General features: G+C 73.4%; 15 protein-coding genes. 6 read left to right on the top strand and 9 right to left on the bottom strand.

The genetic code is table 11. The features are described from left to right. Positions 1–13: 13 nt before the first annotated feature. Positions 14–682, top strand: a complete 669-nt coding sequence (gene dhaL, locus ACQPW6_RS36645; RefSeq protein ID WP_433894044.1) for a dihydroxyacetone kinase subunit DhaL — start codon at positions 14–16, stop codon at positions 680–682. After that, entirely contained in the window at positions 682–1,086 is a 405-nt protein-coding gene (locus ACQPW6_RS36640) for a PTS-dependent dihydroxyacetone kinase phosphotransferase subunit DhaM (RefSeq protein ID WP_433894043.1), read from the top strand. The genes dhaL and ACQPW6_RS36640 overlap by 1 nt, the downstream gene beginning before the upstream one ends. A gap of 24 nt (positions 1,087–1,110) precedes the next feature. Here ACQPW6_RS36640 and ACQPW6_RS36635 read toward each other — a convergent pair whose 3' ends face one another. Continuing rightward, on the bottom strand, positions 1,111–2,040 hold the full coding sequence (locus tag ACQPW6_RS36635) for an LLM class flavin-dependent oxidoreductase (protein WP_433894042.1): 930 nt from the start codon (positions 2,038–2,040) through the stop codon (positions 1,111–1,113). 139 nt (positions 2,041–2,179) lie between these two features. Between ACQPW6_RS36635 and ACQPW6_RS36630 the strand changes: the two genes are divergently transcribed. Then, the gene (locus ACQPW6_RS36630; RefSeq protein ID WP_433894041.1) at positions 2,180–2,653 is read left to right on the top strand and encodes a MarR family winged helix-turn-helix transcriptional regulator; all 474 of its coding nucleotides are present in this window, start codon (positions 2,180–2,182) and stop codon (positions 2,651–2,653) included. Here ACQPW6_RS36630 and ACQPW6_RS36625 read toward each other — a convergent pair. The 5 genes from ACQPW6_RS36625 to ACQPW6_RS36605 all read right to left on the bottom strand — a co-directional run bounded on the left by ACQPW6_RS36625 (position 2,641) and on the right by ACQPW6_RS36605 (position 10,063). Then, the gene (locus ACQPW6_RS36625) at positions 2,641–2,901 is read right to left on the bottom strand and encodes a hypothetical protein (RefSeq protein ID WP_433894040.1); all 261 of its coding nucleotides are present in this window, start codon (positions 2,899–2,901) and stop codon (positions 2,641–2,643) included. The two genes, ACQPW6_RS36630 and ACQPW6_RS36625, sit on opposite strands and share 13 nt — an antisense overlap. Positions 2,902–3,045: 144 nt before the next feature. Continuing rightward, a complete protein-coding gene (locus tag ACQPW6_RS36620; RefSeq protein ID WP_433894039.1) occupies positions 3,046–4,083 on the bottom strand; it encodes a hypothetical protein in 1,038 nt (345 codons plus the stop codon). Between the two features lie 165 nt (positions 4,084–4,248). Beyond that, a complete protein-coding gene (locus tag ACQPW6_RS36615; protein ID WP_433894038.1) occupies positions 4,249–5,907 on the bottom strand; it encodes an MFS transporter in 1,659 nt (552 codons plus the stop codon). A 266-nt stretch (positions 5,908–6,173) separates the two neighbouring features. Continuing rightward, positions 6,174–6,908 carry an SDR family oxidoreductase gene (locus tag ACQPW6_RS36610; RefSeq protein ID WP_433894037.1) on the bottom strand — a complete coding sequence of 245 codons (735 nt, stop codon included), beginning with the start codon at positions 6,906–6,908 and terminating at the stop codon, positions 6,174–6,176. Positions 6,909–7,195: 287 nt separating this feature from the next. Then, the gene (locus ACQPW6_RS36605; protein WP_433894036.1) at positions 7,196–10,063 is read right to left on the bottom strand and encodes an AfsR/SARP family transcriptional regulator; all 2,868 of its coding nucleotides are present in this window, start codon (positions 10,061–10,063) and stop codon (positions 7,196–7,198) included. 273 nt (positions 10,064–10,336) lie between these two features. Between ACQPW6_RS36605 and ACQPW6_RS36600 the strand changes: the two genes are divergently transcribed. Both ACQPW6_RS36600 and ACQPW6_RS36595 read left to right on the top strand, forming a co-directional pair. Continuing rightward, complete coding sequence (locus ACQPW6_RS36600; protein WP_433894035.1) at positions 10,337–11,500, top strand: acyltransferase family protein; 1,164 nt, start codon at positions 10,337–10,339, stop codon at positions 11,498–11,500. Positions 11,501–11,561: 61 nt separating this feature from the next. Further along, the gene (locus ACQPW6_RS36595; RefSeq protein ID WP_433894034.1) at positions 11,562–13,043 is read left to right on the top strand and encodes an MFS transporter; all 1,482 of its coding nucleotides are present in this window, start codon (positions 11,562–11,564) and stop codon (positions 13,041–13,043) included. Between the two features lie 27 nt (positions 13,044–13,070). On the opposite strand, the gene ACQPW6_RS36590 is transcribed toward ACQPW6_RS36595, so the two are convergent. Continuing rightward, positions 13,071–13,544, bottom strand: a complete 474-nt coding sequence (locus tag ACQPW6_RS36590) for an NUDIX hydrolase (protein WP_433894033.1) — start codon at positions 13,542–13,544, stop codon at positions 13,071–13,073. Between the two features lie 192 nt (positions 13,545–13,736). Between ACQPW6_RS36590 and ACQPW6_RS36585 the strand changes: the two genes are divergently transcribed. After that, a complete protein-coding gene (locus tag ACQPW6_RS36585) occupies positions 13,737–14,903 on the top strand; it encodes an O-antigen ligase family protein (protein ID WP_433894032.1) in 1,167 nt (388 codons plus the stop codon). Positions 14,904–14,966: 63 nt separating this feature from the next. Here ACQPW6_RS36585 and ACQPW6_RS36580 read toward each other — a convergent pair whose 3' ends face one another. Continuing rightward, positions 14,967–15,521, bottom strand: a complete 555-nt coding sequence (locus ACQPW6_RS36580) for a hypothetical protein (RefSeq protein ID WP_433894031.1) — start codon at positions 15,519–15,521, stop codon at positions 14,967–14,969. Between the two features lie 62 nt (positions 15,522–15,583). After that, positions 15,584–16,381 carry a glutamate racemase gene (locus tag ACQPW6_RS36575; protein ID WP_433894030.1) on the bottom strand — a complete coding sequence of 266 codons (798 nt, stop codon included), beginning with the start codon at positions 16,379–16,381 and terminating at the stop codon, positions 15,584–15,586. Positions 16,382–16,517: the final 136 nt, after the last annotated feature.

Raw genomic sequence — 16,517 nt, 5'->3', positions numbered from 1 at the left:
ACCGCCGCCCGACATGAACGCCACCCCTGATCCCGGCTCCCCGGTGGACGCCGGTCTGATGCGCCGCTGGCTCGACCTGGCCGCCACCGCGGTGGACCGCGAGTCCGAGCACCTCTCCGAGCTGGACTCCCCCATCGGCGACGCCGACCACGGCGGCAACATGCGGCGCGGCTTCGTCGCCGCCCGTACCGCCGTCGAGCAGGAGCCGCCGGACACGCCGGGCGGTGTGCTGGTGCTGGTGGGGCGGACGCTGATCAGCACGGTCGGCGGCGCGTCGGGCCCGCTGTACGGGACGCTGCTGCGCCGCGCGGGCAAGGACCTCGGCGACGAGCCGGCGGTGCCGGCCGCCCGGTTGCGGGACGCGCTGCGGGTCGGCGTGGACGCGGTGGCGCAGCTCGGCGGCGCGGCCCCCGGCGACAAGACGATGCTCGACGCGCTGCTGCCGGCCCTCGACGCGCTGACCGGCGCGCTGGACGCGGGCGGCTCCGCGGCCGAGGCGTTCGCCGCGGCGGCGCAGGCGGCCGACGACGGCGCCAAGGCCACCATCCCGCTGCGGGCCCGCAAGGGCCGGGCCAGCTACCTGGGCGAGCGCAGTGTCGGCCACCAGGACCCGGGCGCCACCTCGGCGGCGCTGCTGGTCACGGCGCTCGCCGACGCGGCCCGCACCGGGGAGGACGCCTGATGGCGGCACCGATGGTCGGCATCGTCCTGGTGTCGCACAGCGCGCCGGTGGCCACCGCCGTCGCACAGCTCGCCGTGGGCCTGACCGGCGGCGGCCCCGAGGTCGCGGTGGCACCGGCCGGCGGCAGCCCGGACGGCGGCCTGGGAACGAGCTCCGACCTGATCACGGCCGCGGCCCGCTCGGTGGACCGCGGCGCGGGCGTGGCGGTGCTCGCCGACCTGGGCAGCGCCGTCCTCACGGTCAAGGCGCTGCTCGCCGACGACGAGCTGCCGCCGGGCACCCGGCTGCTGGACGCGCCGTTCCTGGAGGGCGCGGTGGCCGCGGTGGTCACCGCCTCCGCCGGGGCCGACCTGGACGCGGTCGAGGCAGCGGCGGCGGAGGCGTACGACTACCGCAAGGTGTGACCGGCGGGGCCGGGGAACCCCGGTTCAGCCGGCGGCCACCTGCTCGTCCGCGAGCACCGGGTCGATGATCTCGTCGGCCAGCCAGCGGGCGACGCCCTGCGGGATCGGCTGCGGCAGGTTCAGCACCAGGTGGCGCACCCCGATTCGCGCCAGGTCGCGGACCACCGCGCGGGTGGCGGCCGGGTCGTCGTAGCGGACGTGGGTCTGCACGGAACGGGTGATCGCGGCCGGGTCGCGGCCGAGGTCGGCGCAGTGCGCGTCCAGCACCGCGGAGCGCTCCGCGATGTACTCGACCGGGTTGTGCGGCGGGCCGGGGATGTTCCACAGGTCGGCGTGCCGGGCCACCAGCCGCAGCGTGCGGTCGCCCCAGCCGCCGATCAGCAGCGGCGGCCCGGGCCGCTGGACGGGCACCGGGAAGCAGCGGGCCCCGCGCAGGGTGGTGTGCGGGCCGTCGAAGTCGAAGACCTCGCCGCTCCACAGCCGCCGCATCACCTCGCAGGTCTCGTCCAGCCGGGCGAGGCCCTCGGCCGGCGACACCACCGGCAGGCCGTAGGCCGCGTATTCGGCGACGGCCGGGTTGTCGCCCGGCACCCCGCCGGCCCCTGCCGGCTGCCGGGTGCCGCCGACCCCGATGCCGACCACCAGCCGACCGCCGGAGATCACATCGGTGGTGGCGGCGATCTTGGCCAGTACGGCGGGCGGCCGGATCGGGTTGGCGGTCACCAGCAGGCCGACGCGCAGCCTTCTGGTCTGCGCGGCCAGCGCGGCAAGCAGCGTCCAGCCCTCGAAGGCGGGTCCGTCCTTCGGTCCGAACAGCGGCAGCAGGTGGTCCCACAGCCAGGCGTGCTCGATCTGCGGGACGGCGTCGGCCTCCTGCCAGACCCGCAGCAGGTCCTCGTAACCGGTGTGCACCGGGGTGGTCTTGATGCCGAAGCTCAGTGGTTCGCCGGTCATGGTCGTTCGCGCCTCTTCCGGTCTTCCGGGCAGGGGGGAGTTCATGAGCCAGCTATCGTTAGCTGGCTAACGATGACCCTAGGACCGGTCCCGGCACGCGTCAACCGGCGGCCCGACCGCGCTCGGTTACGCTCCGGGCATGAGCGATGTCCTGCGGCTGATGACCCGTACGCACAAACTGCTGCGTGCGGCCTCCGACGAGGCGATGAGCAGGCACGGGGTCAGGGTGGGCCAGAACCTGCTGCTCGAGGTGCTCTGGGAGACCGACGGCCTGACCCCGGGGCGGCTCGCCGAGCGGCTCGGGGTGGCCACCCCGACGGTGGTGAAGTCAGCCGCCCGGATGGAGGCGGCCGGGTTGATCGGCAAGCGGCCCGACCCGCATGACGCCAGGCTGGTCCGGCTGTGGCTGACCGAGCAGGGCAGGGCGGCGCGGCAGCCGATCCAGACCGCCCGCCGGGAGCTGGAGCAGCGGGTGACGGCCGAGCTCACCGACGACGAGCGCCGGCATCTGGAATCCGCGCTCGGCAAGATCCTGGCCGCACTGACGGCGGCGCCCCCTCCGCCGTACGAAGACGACGAAGAGGGCGTCGAACAGCCCGGTCAGCGGCCGTAGTTGAGCAGGCCGCGGACCATCCTGCAGGTGATGTCCGACGGCGGGTGGACGCCTATCCGGTCGGCGGTGGCGCGGATCCGCCGGTCGCCGGCCTGGGACGGGTCGTAGACCCCCGAGTCGAGCAGGGCGATCACCAGGCGCATGGTCTTCAGCCGGCGGTTGTGCGCGACATACCACTCGCGCGGCCTTCCGGCGGGCAGCGGTTTCTTCGGCAGAGTGACTACTACGGGCAGGACGGCAACGGCCATCGGCAACCTCCTGGGGCGTCGGGCCAACCCTTTCGAACACTCTCGATTTTACTCCCAAGCACTGACAAAGTCCGCTGGCCAGACGGGGGTTGGGCGGAATGCCAGGAGGGCCGCGATCCGCCGCGGGACCGGCCGGCGACCCGCTCAGCGCAGCGAGCCGCCGAGCAGCGTCAGGGCGTGGTGCGCGGCGGCGAAATACCGCGGGTCGGGGTTGACCGGGTAGTCCCGCAGCGCCGCCTCGGCGATCTTGATCGCGTGCTCGTCCCGCAGCTCCACCGCGGCCTCCACCACCCGCCGCTGCACGTCCGGATCCGCGCCGTCCACCGGCGCGGATGACGGGTCGGCGGCCCGGCCGGTGAAGATGTTCAGCAGCGTCCCCGACACGTCGCGCACCGCGTGGTACGAGGGCCGGGCGAACCGGGACGGCAGGTGCGGCAGCACCATCCGCAGCGCGGCGGGCGCGGTGACGGTATGGATCGCGGGCACCGGATTGCCGCCGCCGCGTACCAGCAGATAGCGGCCGGCCCCGATGGCGGCCAGCTCCGCGAGCGCGGCGTCCACCGACTGGTCGAGCTTGGCGTCGGCGGGCCCGAACAGCTTGGAGGCGGGCTGCCGGCCGAGCGTCTTGACGGTGCCGACCACCCGCGCGCCGACCGCCATCGCGCTGCTCGGCGGCTGGTACATCGCGGCCCAGAAGGCGAGACCGTTGGCGAGCTCGTGCAGCTGCATCATGCTGGGCTTGTCGACGCTGACGATGCTGCGGACCGCGTGCGAGGTCCTGATCAGGCCGTGGGTCAGGCCGGCCAGCATGCCGGGGGTCAGCCGCGGCCACCACCGCACCAGCGTCTCGTACCAGCCGAGTCCGTCGATCTCGTGCCGGAACAGGGTGGCCCAGTCGGCCAGCCGCCGGGTCTCCCCCAGCGCGCCGCGCCAGGAGGACGTGTCGGCCGGGTCGATCGGCGCGAACGGGTCGGGCAGCAGGCCCAGGCCCCGCTGCGCCGCGTACCAGTCCACCCACCCCGGCACCTGCTCGCCGCGGCCGAGGGTGGCCAGGGCCTCGGCGCCCATCGGGGCGTGGATGGCGAAGCCGCGGAGCTGGTTGCCGGAGCCGAAGAAGAACCCGGCGTGGTCGAGGCGTTCCAGCGCCTCGTTGATGGCGTCGTCGTACGGGACTTCGGGCATGGCGGCAATCGTCCCCTCGGGACCTCGGACAGGTGGAAGACGTCGGACACGTCAGACACGTCAGATACAGCGCACACCGCGGACACGCCGAAGCGGGCGCCGCGCCTCCGCCGCCAGGGCGAAGGCACGGCGCCCGCCTCGGGTCGCGTGCCGCAACGGTGACCGTCAGCTGTGCACGGGAGGAGCGTCCGTGGTGTTGGCCGCGGCGGCCTCGGCCGCCGCGATCTCCTCGTCGGTCATCGGCAGGCCGTGCGGGTTCGCCGAGTCGTGGTCGAACTTCTGCACGAACAGGCAGCTGATCACGCCGAGCGCCATCACTCCGACGGAGACCAGCAGCGTCGGCCGCATCGCGTCGATGAAGCCGTGGCCGAACACCGAGGTGCTGGCCTCCTGGATCTGCCGGGCCGCGGAGGCGGGCACGTTGGAGGGCAGCTTGAAGCCGGAGGTGTTGCCGGCGACCTCCAGGTGCTTGCCGGCCGAGTCGAAGCCCTTCAGGAACTCCGGGCGGAAGCTCGCCGGTACGTCGCCGGCCCGCTGCTTGGCCTGGTCCTTGAGCGAGGAGGCCAGCTGCCCCTGGAGCACCGCGCCGACCACGGCGCCGGCCAGCACGGAGCCGACCTGCCGCAGCGCGTTGTTGACGCCGGAGGCGGCGCCGGTGAGCTTGGGCGGCACGTTGCGCATGACCTCCGCCGCCATCGGCGAGAAGGTGCAGCCGGCGCCCATGCCCATGATGAACAGCGGCGCGACCAGACCGGTCCAGCTCTTGCCGACGTCGGCCACCTCCATGATCCAGCCGAGGCCACCGCCGAACAGCAGCAGGCCGGTCAGCAGGACGTACTTGCCGCCGAGCTTCTGGGCCAGCACCGCGGCGGGCCCGGCCATCACGAAGGTGCCGACCGACAGCGGCAGCAGCACCACACCGGCCTTGAGCGCGCTGTATCCCAGGACCGACTGCAGATAGACGGTGATCGGCAGGAACAGGCCCACGATGCCGAACGAGATCGCGATGCCGATGAAGTTCATGATGGTGAAGTTGCGGTCCTTGAACAGCGAGAACGGCACCAGCGGCTCGTTGTCCTGCTGGCCCTTCTGGTAGACCAGGAAGATCCCGCCGACCACGAACGCGGCGCCGATGGTGGCCCAGATCCAGCCGTTCCAGTCGTACTTCTCGCCCTCGATCAGGCCGAAGGAGAGCAGGAAGAGCGCCAGCGAGGACAGCACCACACCGGGCACGTCGAAGCGGTGCCTGACCTGGCGCTTGGGCTCCGGGAACCACATCACGGCGCCGATGATGCACAGCACGCCCAGCGGGATGTTGACGAAGAAGATCCACCGCCAGTCCAGCTTGGTGACCAGCAGGCCGCCGACCGTCGGGCCCGCCGCGCCGGACACGCCGGCCACGATGCCCCACACGCCGAGCGCGACACCGCGCTTCTCGGCCGGGAAGACGTCGACGATCAGGGACAGGGTCTGCGGCAGCAGCATCGCGGCGCCCACGCCCTGGATGGCCCGGAAGGTGATCAGCTGCCCCGGGTCCTGGGCCAGGCCGCAGGCGAGGCTGGCCACGGTGAACAGTCCGACACCGTAGATGAAGAGGTTCTTCTTGCCGCTGAGGTCACCCAGCCGGCCGGAGGTGATCATCAGTACGGCAAGCGCCAGGGTGTACGCATTGGTGATCCAGAGGATCTGGTCGAGCGACGCGTTCAGGTGGTCGACCATGTCGGGGATGGCGATGTTGACGATCGTCAGGTCGAGCAGTGTCATGAAGAACCCGATGGACAGTACCGTCAGGATCGCCCACGGGTTGCCCCGCAACTTGTTCACAATTCCTCCTTGCCGTGGGCGTGACAGGCGCTCACGGTCACGTGGTCGTACGCGGTGAGACCCGTGGTCCCGGGTAAGACGACCGGGCCTCGTACGCGATCGAGCCCGGTGCGCTTCCTTGCGACGCTCAGCTCATGCCCCCAAGAGAGGTTCCGGCGGTCCGGGTGTGACATCGCCTGCGGGCGGTGATGAGGATCACACCGACGCACGCGACGCGGCCGGCCGGGCACCGGAGCCGATGCCCGGCCGGCCGCGTCGCCGGCAGGTCAGAACATGCCGCCGCCGGCGTTCAGGGTCTGGCCGGTGATCCAGCGGGCCTGGTCGGAGGCGAGGAAGGCGACCACGTCGGCGATGTCCTCCGGCTCGCCGAGCCGGCCGAGCGGGGTCTGGAAGAGGATCTGCTGCCGCACCTCGTTCGGCACGTTGTCGCCCTCGGTGGTGTTGGCGGTGACGCCGGGCAGCACGCTGTTGACGGTGATCCTGCGGCTGCCGACCTCCTTGGCCAGCGTCGCCGCCAGCGAGTCGACCGCCGCCTTGCTCGCGGTGTAGAGCCCCGCGGTCGGCCGGTGGCTGGTGACGATGCCGGACGAGATCACCACGATCCGGCCGCCCTCGCGCAGCCGCCTGGCCGCCTCGCGCATCGCCACGAACGCGGCCCGGGTGTTGGTCTGGAAGTGCAGCTCGAACTCCTCGTCGGTGGCCATCGCGATCGGCGCGAACTGCCCGACGCCCACGTTGTTCACCAGGATGTCGAGACCGCCGAACGTCTGCTGTGCGACGTCGAAGAGGCCGCGCAACTGCTGCGGGTCGGCGACGTCGGCCTGGGCGGCGACCGCCCGGCCGCCGCCGGCCTCGATCTTGGCGACCACCTTGGCGGCCGACTCCGCGTCCGAGCGGTAGTTGACGACGACGCTGACACCGTCGGCGCCGAGCCGCTCGGCGATGGCCTTGCCGATGCCACGCGAGCTGCCGGTGATCAGAGCGACCTTTTCCTGCGTCATGGGAGGAACCACCTTCGGTTGACTGGCCTTGGATGAGGGACCGATCGTGCGGTGGTACTGGCCACGGGACGGCACCGGAGCAGAGCCGGTGACCGCCGGTGGCGGCCGTGCGGTGTCAGTGCTGTTGCGCGCTGCGCTGCTCGGGAGCGGGTGCGGAAAACAGAAAAGCAGCTGTCCTGGATGCGGGAGAAGCACCGCACGGAAGCTGCTTTGTGACAGACCTGGTCACCGAGAAAAGCGTGCCAGACACAAGCAGTGGCCGTCAACCCGGCCTGGCGGGAGCCGGGTCAGAGGTCGGTGGCCGCGCGCAGTGCCTCCGCGTCCTGGCTGCTCAGGCCGTCGAGGATGGCCAGCGCCCGGTCCCGGACGGCGACCGCGGCGGCGCGGTCGCCGCGGGCCTGGTGGGTGTCGCCGAGGTGGCTCAGTGTGATGGCCTCCTCGTAGGGATCGCCGAGTTCGCGGGTGAGGGCGAGCGACTGCTCGTACGCCCGCACCGCCTGCTCGTACCGGCCGAGGCAGTGCTGCGCGTAGCCGAGGTTGTCCAGGGTGACGGCCTGCATCGGGCGGTCGCCCAGCTCGCGGTAGAGCTCAAGTGCCTGCCCGCAGTGGGCGATCGCGCTCGGGTGGTCGCCGAGCCTGGCGTGCAGCCAGCCGACCGCGTTGCGGGCCCTGGCCTGCCCGCCGCGGTGGTCCACGGCGACGAAGAGGTCGAGCGCCCGCCGGGCGTGGTCGAGCGCCTCGGGGTGGCGGCCACGCTGTTCGAGCACCGCGCCGGTGCCGAAGTGGATGTGCGCCAGGCCGGTCTGGTCGTCCAGGTCGCGGTAGACCGCGGCGAAGCGCTCCAGGTGGGCCAGCACGTCGGGGTACTCGACCAGCCAGGAGTAGTGCGGGCCGAGCCCCCGGTGCACCCGGGCCGGAGCGCCGCCCTGCCACGCCTCGCGGGCGAGGCCGCCGGGCGCCGGGGCCCCGGATGCCGGCTCCGGCGTGTCGCGCGCCGGGACCTGCGCGCCCGCCGGGCCCTTGTCGGTGGGCGGCTGCGGCCCGCGGCGGCCGAACAGGCTCATCACGATCCAGGCCAGCCGGCTCGACCGGGCGTCGAACCCGTAGACGTCGGTGTGCGCGGCGACCGCGAGCAGCACCTGGTGCTCCTGGTCCATCCAGCGGGCCGCCTGCCGCGCGTCGCCGAGCCGCTCCGGCCGGGTCCCGGCCGCCGGTCCGTCCGGCGGCGGCGCCGCCGGACCGGGGACGAGCAGCCGCTCGGCGGCGACCGCGGTGTGCAGGTAGTGGTCCAGCAGCCGCACCACGGCGTCGCGCCGCACCTCGTCGCCGTCGTGCCGGCCGGCCAGTTCGGCCGCGTACGCCCGCAGCAGGTCGTGGAAGGTGAACCGGCCGGTGACGTGCTCGACCACCAGATGCGCCCGGGTCAGCTCGCGCAGCGCGCGGCCGGCCTCGGCCGGCGGGATCCCGGCCAGGCTCGCGGCGGCGGCGCCCGACACGTCGGGCCCCGGGTGCAGGGACAGCAGCCGGAACAGCCGGGCGGCGGGCTCGGTCAGGTGCTCGTACGACCAGGAGAACACCGCCCGCAGATCGGTGCCGGCGTCCCCGGTGTCCAGGATGTCCAGCCGGTCGCGCACGTCGGCCAGCGCCGCGACCAGGTCGGCGACCGACAGCGTGGGGGTGACGATGGCGCGGGCGGCGGCGATGCCGAGCGCCAGCGGCAGCCGGGCGCACAGCTCGGTCAGCGCGGCGGTCGCCTCGGGTTCAGCGGCGGTGCGCTCGGGGCCCAGCCGGCGGGAGAGCAGGTCGTAGGACTCGGCGGGGCTGAGCAGGTCAAGGGCGATCGGAGTGGCGCCCTCCGCGGCGATCAGGCCGGTCAGCTGGTTGCGGCTGGTGATCACCACCACGCAGCTCGGGGTGCCGGGCAGCAGCGGCCTGACCTGGTCGCTGTCGCGGGCGTTGTCCAGCAGCACCAGCATCCGGCGGCCGGCCAGCAGGCTGCGGTACAGCGCCGTCTGGGCGTCGAGCTGCTGCGGGACGCCGGCCGCCGGCACGCCGAGCGCGACCAGGAAGCCGCGCAGCGCCTCGGTGGCCGTCATCGGGCGGGCGCCGGGTGCGAACCCCCGCAGGTTCACGTGGAGTTGGCCGTGCGGGAACCGGTCGGCGTTGGTCTGCGCCCAGTACACGGCCAGCGCGGACTTGCCGATCCCGGCGGTGCCGCCGATCGCGGAGATCACCGCGGTGCCGCCGGACTCCGCGCCGCGCCAGGCGACCTCGTCGAGCAGCTTCAGGTGCCGGTCGCGGCCGGTGAAGTGCCGCACGGCGGCGGGCAGTTGGCGGGGCACCGGCGGCTCGTCGGCGGCCTGCGGCCGGCCGGCGGGCCGCGGCCGGTCGGATCCGGGGGCGGCCACCTCGGGGTCGTTGGTCAGGATCTGCTGGTGCAGCCGGTGGATCGCCGGGCCCGCGTCCAGGCCCATGTCGTCGGCGAGCCGGGAGCGCACCCCGTGGAAGACGGCGAGCGCGTCGCTCTGCCGGCCGGCCCGGTACAGCGCCAGCATCAGCTGGCAGGCGGGCCTCTCGCGCAGCGGGTGCTCGGCGACCAGCGCGGAGAGCCCGGCGATGACCTGGGGGTGCCGTCCCAGGGCCAGTTGGTGGTCGGTGTAGGTCTCGCGCACCGCGAGCCGCCGCTCGTCCCAGGCGGCGGCCTCCGCCTCGATCACCCGGCCGGTCATCCCGGCGAGGGCGGGCCCGCGCCAGCGGTCGAGCGCGGCGCGCAGCAGATCGGCGGCCCCGACGAGGTCGCCGGCGGCGGCAGCGGCATCCGCCTCGGCCGTCTCGCGCTCGAACACGGCGGCGTCCAGGGCCTGTTCGGGCACCTCGATCCGGTATCCGGCGGCGCCCTCCACGGTGATGTGGCCGGCCTGAGCCGGCCCGGCCTCGAAGACCGCGCGCAGCCGGGAGACGGCGTTGCGGATCTGCTTCTCCGCGGTGGCCGGCGGCGCCTCGTCCCACAGCGCGTCGACCAGGTGGGCGAGGGAGACGGTGCGGTTGGCGTCAAGGAGTAAGAGCGCGAGCACTTTCCGTTCCCGTGGACCGCCGAGCGTCAGACGGGTCTGTCCGGACCAGGCTTCGAGCGAGCCCAGGATCCGAAAGTCCACCCCGTCCCCCTCCCGGGCGGCAAGCGCCGTGTCGCAACCGGAGTGCGCATCATAGACCGGCTCCGGCCGGGCTGGGAACGCGTGCGGGTCCCGCCGCCGGACGGGCTGTCAACTCCCCGACCGGCCACCGGTGACGAGGCGGGGACGGGATGGGGACGGATCGGGGCCGGTGTGCCCGACTCTGGTCGCGGGCCGCTGCGATGAGTCTGTCGACGGCCCGCTGAAGGCGGTTGACGGGGGTCGGCCGCCTCACCTGACCGAAGGGAGTGTCCGGTGGCACTACAGACTCGCACACAGAGCGTAGAACGGACGTTACGCCGACCCGCGCTCAACTCGCTGACCGGAATGCGGTTCCTGGCGGCGGCGATGGTGTTCACCTCTCATGTCTTCTTCGTGCTCATTCCCGCCAGCTACACCTGGGACGGGCACACCCTGCGGTACTTCTGGACCGACTTCGGCGGTGCCGGCGTCTCGTTCTTCTTCATCCTCAGCGGATTCGTGCTGACCTGGTCGGCGGTGCCGGGAGACACCGCACGCGCCTTCTGGCGCCGCCGGGTACTCAAGATCTACCCCACCCACCTGGTCACCGCCGTGGCGGCGCTGCTGCTGGTGCTGACCATCGGCAGCTCCTTCACCGTCAGGCAGACGATCCCGAACCTGCTGCTGGTGCACACCTGGACGCCGGACTTCGCGCTCTTCACCGGCCTGAACGACGTGAGCTGGTCGCTGGCCTGCGAGGCGTTCTTCTACCTCTGCTTCCCGCTGCTGCTGCGGACGTTGAGCAGACTGCCCAGGCGGACCCTGATGTGGGGCGCCGGGCTGATGGTCCTCGGGGTCTGGCTGGTGCCGCTGATCGCCGAGCTGTTCATGGGCGGCACCAACCCGGTGTTCCTGCCCTGGACGGTCGAGCAGATGTGGTTCGTCTACTTCTTCCCGGTCACCCGGCTGCTGGAGTTCGTCCTCGGCATGCTGCTCGCCAGGATCGTGGTCGAGAAGCTGTGGCCGCGGATCAGCCTGCCGGTGGCACTGCTCGCCTTCGTACCGTTCTACGTGCTGGCGGTCTACATCCACGGCGAGTACGGCCTGGTCGCGGCCACCGTCATCCCGCTGGCGCTGATCGTGCCGGCCGCCGCGACGGCCGACATCAACGGCCGCAGGACGCTGGCGTCCAGGAGGGGCGCGGTGTGGCTCGGCGAGATCTCGTTCGCCTTCTACATGGTGCACGAACTGGTCATCACCTACGGCGCGCACCTCTTCGGCGTCACCATGATGAGCAGGCTCTCCGGCTGGCAGGTGACCGGCCTGGCGCTGCTGGCGCTCACCGTGTCGCTGGCACTCTCCGCCCTGATGTACAGCGCGTTCGAACGGCCCATCATGCGGCGCTGGGCCAGACCGCGGAAACCCGCGGCGCGGGACGACGTACCGGTGGGCGCCTGAGATGGCGCGGCCGGAGGATCGGAAGGCGGCTGGGCAGCACAGGGGACTGCCCGGCCGGGCGGTGGCGGAGCAACCGGCCTCCACCGCACCCGAGTTCGTCTGGACCGGACGGCACACGGTGGCGCTCGCGCTGCTCTGCCTGGCCCAGCTGATCGAACTCATCGACGTGACGGTGGTGAACGTCACGCTGCCCACCATGCAGCGCGACCTGCACTTCACGCCGGACAGCCTGTCCTGGGTGATCAACGCCTACACGGTGGTCTTCGGCGGCCTGCTGCTGCTCGGCAGCCGGGTCGGCGACCTGCTGGGCAGGAGACGGGTCTTCCTGAGCGGGGTCGCGCTGTTCACCGCGGCCTCGCTCGCCTCCGGCCTCGCGCAGAACGCCGACATGCTGATCACCACCCGGGCGCTGCAGGGCCTGTCGGCGGCGTTCGTGGCGCCGATGACGCTGGCGATCATCGCCACCACCTTCCCCGAGGGCAGGGCCCGCAACCGGGCGCTGGCGATCTGGGGCGGCACCGCCGGGATCAGCGGCTCGCTCGGGGTGACGGTGGGCGGGCTCATCGCCGGCGGGCCCGGCTGGCGGTGGATCTTCTTCGTCAACATCCCGCTGGGACTGCTGATGCTGGCCCTCGCGCCGCGGTTCCTGGCGGCCGACCGGCCGGCCCGCAGGCACCGCTCCTTCGACACGGCCGGCGCGGTGGCGGTCACCGCGGGGTTCTCGCTGTTCGCCTACGCGGTGTCGCAGACCGGCGAGCACCCCTGGGGCTCGGCCAGGACCATCGGACTGCTGGCCGGCTCTGCGGCGCTGCTCGGCTACCTGGTCGTCCACGAGACCCGGATCGCCCAGGACCCGCTGATCCCGTTCTCGATCTTCGCCAACCGCTCGGTGACCGGGGCGAACGCGGTGGCCGCGCTGGTCGGCGGCGGGATGGTGGCGATGTTCTACTTCATCTCGCTCTACCTCCAGCAGACCCTGCACTACTCGGCGGTCAAGGCCGGGCTGATGTACCTGCCGATGACCGGCACAGTGCTGGTCTTCGCGGGCGTGGCGCCGCTGCTCGTACCGCTGATCGGGGTCAGGTACGTCCTGGTGCTCGGCACGCTGGTGGCCGCCGCGGGCCTGCTGGTGTTCGCCCACGACAGCCCGACGGGCGGGCTGTGGCGCAACGTCGTCCTGCCGTCGGTGCTGGCGGGCCTCGGCCTCGCGCTGACCTTCGTACCGATGACGATCGCCTCGGTGGCCGGGGTGCCGCCGTCCATGACGGGGCTGGCCTCCGGCCTGGCGAACGTCAGCAGGACCGCGGGCGGCGCGCTGGGCCTCTCGGTCACCGTCAGCATCGCCGCGTCCCGCACCGCGCACCGGATGGCGGCCGGGCACCCGCAGGCCACGGCGCTCAGCGACGGCTTCACGCTCGGCTTCACGGTGAGCGCGGCGGTGATGGCCGCCGCCGCGGTGGCCGCCTTCGCGCTGTTCCGGGGCGAGGGCCGCGGCGAGAAGGTGGACTTCATGGGGCTCGCGGCGGCCGGCCTGGACGAGTGAGCGGCGGGCGCTCACCGCGCCCCCGGGTCAGGGCGCCGGCACGAACCAGGTGGGCTCGTCCCGCAGCGCCAGCTCGATCCGGCCGCGGGCGATCGGGCCGAGCGGCGGCAGCTCGTCCGGCCCGAACCAGCGCACGTCGAGCGACTCGTCGTCGTTCACCCGGGCCTCGCCGCCGAGCGCCCGGCAGCGCAGCACGATGTCGATGTACTGCGCGTGGTCGCCGTTGGTGTGGACGATCGCCTCGTTGGTGAACACGCTCAGCACCCGCTCGACGGTGGCGCGCACCCCGGTCTCCTCCTCGATCTCGCGCACCGCGGCCAGCGCGGGCTGCTCGCCGGGCTCCGGGATGCCGCTGATCAGTGCCCACCTGCCGGTGTCGGAGCGCCGGTTGAGCAGGACCCGGCCGCGGTCGTCGAACACCACCATCACGACACCTGGCAGCAGCAGCAACACGTCGCCGGCCTTGGCGCGGATGTCCTGGATGAACTGGGGAGTGGCCATGGCCCGAGCCTACGAGAAACCCCGTGCGCGCCACATCAGCACCAGGCCTCCCAAGGTCCGCGCCGTTCGCGCACAACCTGTCCACAGGACCACCGTCACCCGTTACGGTGACCGGACAGTAAGCGCCCACGCGGGGACCGCGGGTGTGCCGGCACCCCGGCGCGCCCCGGCGGCGGCAGGGGGTATCGGGGGATGGACACGACGGCCGACGGCACGCCGGACGCCGCACATCAGGGGCAGCGGGGACGGCAGGAACGACGGGGACGGCAGGGACAGCGGGATTCCGAGCGGGGGGACGACCGGGAGGACGAGCGGGGCCGGGACGCCGCCGCGGGGGCGTCGTCGCGGCGCGCGCCGGGACCGTACAGCGGGGTCGGGGCACTGGACGCCGCCGGGATCGCGGTGCTCGCGTGCTCCGCGGTCTGGACGCTGATCGCCGCGACCGGCCGGGCGGCCCGCCCCGAGGGCGCGCTGCTGGCGCTGCTCGCGGTCACCGCGGGATTCGCCGCCGGACGGGTGCTGGGCGCGGTGCTGCCGGTGCTCGCGCCCGCCGCGGCCGCGGTCACCGTGCTGGCCCTGGTCCTGGTGCCGTCCTCCCGGCTGTCCGGCGGATCCGACTCGCCGCCGCTCGGCTACGCCAACGCGGATGCCGCGCTCCTGGTGCTCGCGGTGGGCGGTGCCTGCTGCGCCGCGTGGGCCGCGCGCGGCCCGGTGGTGCGGACCGCCCTGTGGCTGACCGGCGCGGGCGCGGCGGCGACGGCACTCGCGCTCGGCTCGACCGCGGGGTTCGCCGCCGGCCTGGCCATCGTGCTGTGCTCGCTGGCCGCCGCACGGATGAGGGGGCGGCTGCTCGGGCTCGTCGGGCTGGCGCTGGCCACCCTGCTGGCGGTCGGCGGCAGCTACGCGCTGGCCGAGAACGAGTTGCCGTCGGGGCTCTCCCAGTCGCTGACCGGGCAGCTCACCCAGCCGCGGGTCGACCTGTGGCACCAGGCGGTCAGCCTGGCCGAGCACCATCCGCTGCGGGGCGTGGGCCCCGAGCGTTTCCCCGACGACGGGTCCGCCGTACCGGACGACGCGCCCTCGCCGATCTCGGCGCAGTCAGCACCGCTCCAGTTGGCCGCGGAGCAGGGGCTGCCGGGCGCGGGGCTGCTGGGGATCGCGTTCGGCTGGCTGCTCTGCGCGCTGTGGCGCTCGCCGCGGCCCACGCCGGTCGTGCTCACCGCGGGCGCGGGGCTCACCGGGCTCGCCATGCTGGCGTCGGTGGACCATGTGCTGGGCTATGCGGCGGTGACGGCGGGGGCCGGATTCCTGGCCGGGATCGCCACGGCCAGGCCGCTTGCCGACGATCTGGCGCCGTAGCGGGGCTCAGCAGGCGGCGGGCTCAGACGGGGGCTCGGCGGATCGGACGGGGGCTCGGCGGGCTCAGCGGGCAGATGTGCCAGTGACCGGGACGGAGTGCAGCCGCAGCCAGTCGGTGATGGCCTGCACCGCGCCCTCCGCGTCGTCCACGGTGACGGTGAACAGGTGGCCGCCGCCCAGGTCGATCACCACGCCGGGACCGCGCCGCACCACCACGGCGGTGCCCTTCTCGGGCCGCCAGCGGTAACCCCAGCCGCCCCAGCTGCGCGGGCTGACGCTCGGATCGAGCTGGGCGCCGCTCACCTGGTCGAGTGAGATGCGGCGGCGCGGCAGGCCGATGTGGCCGCAGCGCACGTAGACGCCTTCGCGGTCCACCCGTACCTGCACATGGGTGAAGGCGACCGTCAGGAACAGGATCAGCAGTCCGACCGTCAGGCATCCGACGACGGACATCACGAGGGGGGCGAGCGCGGTGGTGGCCGGCTGGTCGACGGCGAGCTCGATGCCGAGGGCCACGCAGGCGGCGCCCGCGGCTGCGAACAGCCACTGGATTCGGTTGCTGGCCCGACCCGTCCAGACCTGCGGCGAGCCGGCCGCCGGCCGGGGAGCGTGCGTCATGTCAGGAAGAGTACCGACCTACCGGCGAGTCGGCAGTGTTCTGACGCACGCCGTGGCATCTCTCACGAACGCGCCATCGCGTCGTTATGTCCTGGTATGGCGGTCAGCGCCGCGCCCTCGGGATAGCTCAGCGCCGCGGGCGGGAGAGTCGGGCTCGGCCGCCCGCTGAGGATGACCTCCAGGCCGCCGGGGCGGGAACCGGGCGGCGCGGCGGCCGGCTCGGCGCCGATCCGGCGCAGCGCCTGCGCGGCGACGGCGTCGGCCGAGCCGAGCAGGGTGATGCCGGGGAGGGCGGCGGCGATCAGGTCGGAGACCAGTTCGTAGTGCGTGCAGCCGAGTACCACGGTGTGCACGTCGAACGGAGTCCGCGCGGCCGCGGCGGCCACCGCGGCGGCCACCGCGGCGGAGTCGGCGTTCTGCACCGCGTCCGCGAGGCCGGGGCACGGCACTCCCGTGACCTGCGCGCCGTTGCCGAACTCGGCGATCAGGCCGCGCTGGTAGGCGCTGCCGGTCGTGGCGGGGGTGGCCCAGATGGCCACGGAGCCGCCTCGGGCGGCGGCCGGCTTGATCGCGGGCACGGTGCCGACGACCGGGAGCGCGGGCTCGAAGGCGGCCCGCAGCGCGGGCAGGGCGTGCACGGAGGCGGTGTTGCACGCGACGATCAGCGCGTCCGGCTGCCGCTCCGCCGCGGCCACCGCGCACTCCATGGCGCGCCGCGCCACATCCGCCGCGGTGCGCGGACCCCAGGGCATGCCGTCAGGATCAGCCGAAAGCAGGAGATCCGCGTCCGGCCGCATCCGCCGCACCGCCGCGGCAGCGGCGAGCAGCCCGATCCCGGAGTCCACGAGCGCGATCTTCACGTTCCCTACTCTAATCAATCCCGCCCGCGCCGCCGTCGTGGCTTGTCGCGCAGTTCCCCGCGCCCCTGACGGGCCAGGCCCAGCCCCTTACGCTCCCCTGCCGACTACCGCACCGTCGTGGCTCGTCGCGCAGTTC

The organism is Streptomyces sp. CA-111067, assembly GCF_050956065.1.
In the GTDB taxonomy this organism is placed as follows: domain Bacteria; phylum Actinomycetota; class Actinomycetes; order Streptomycetales; family Streptomycetaceae; genus Actinacidiphila.
Note: the sequence above shows the minus strand (reverse complement) of the source record. Positions and strands in the feature narration are given on the sequence as shown.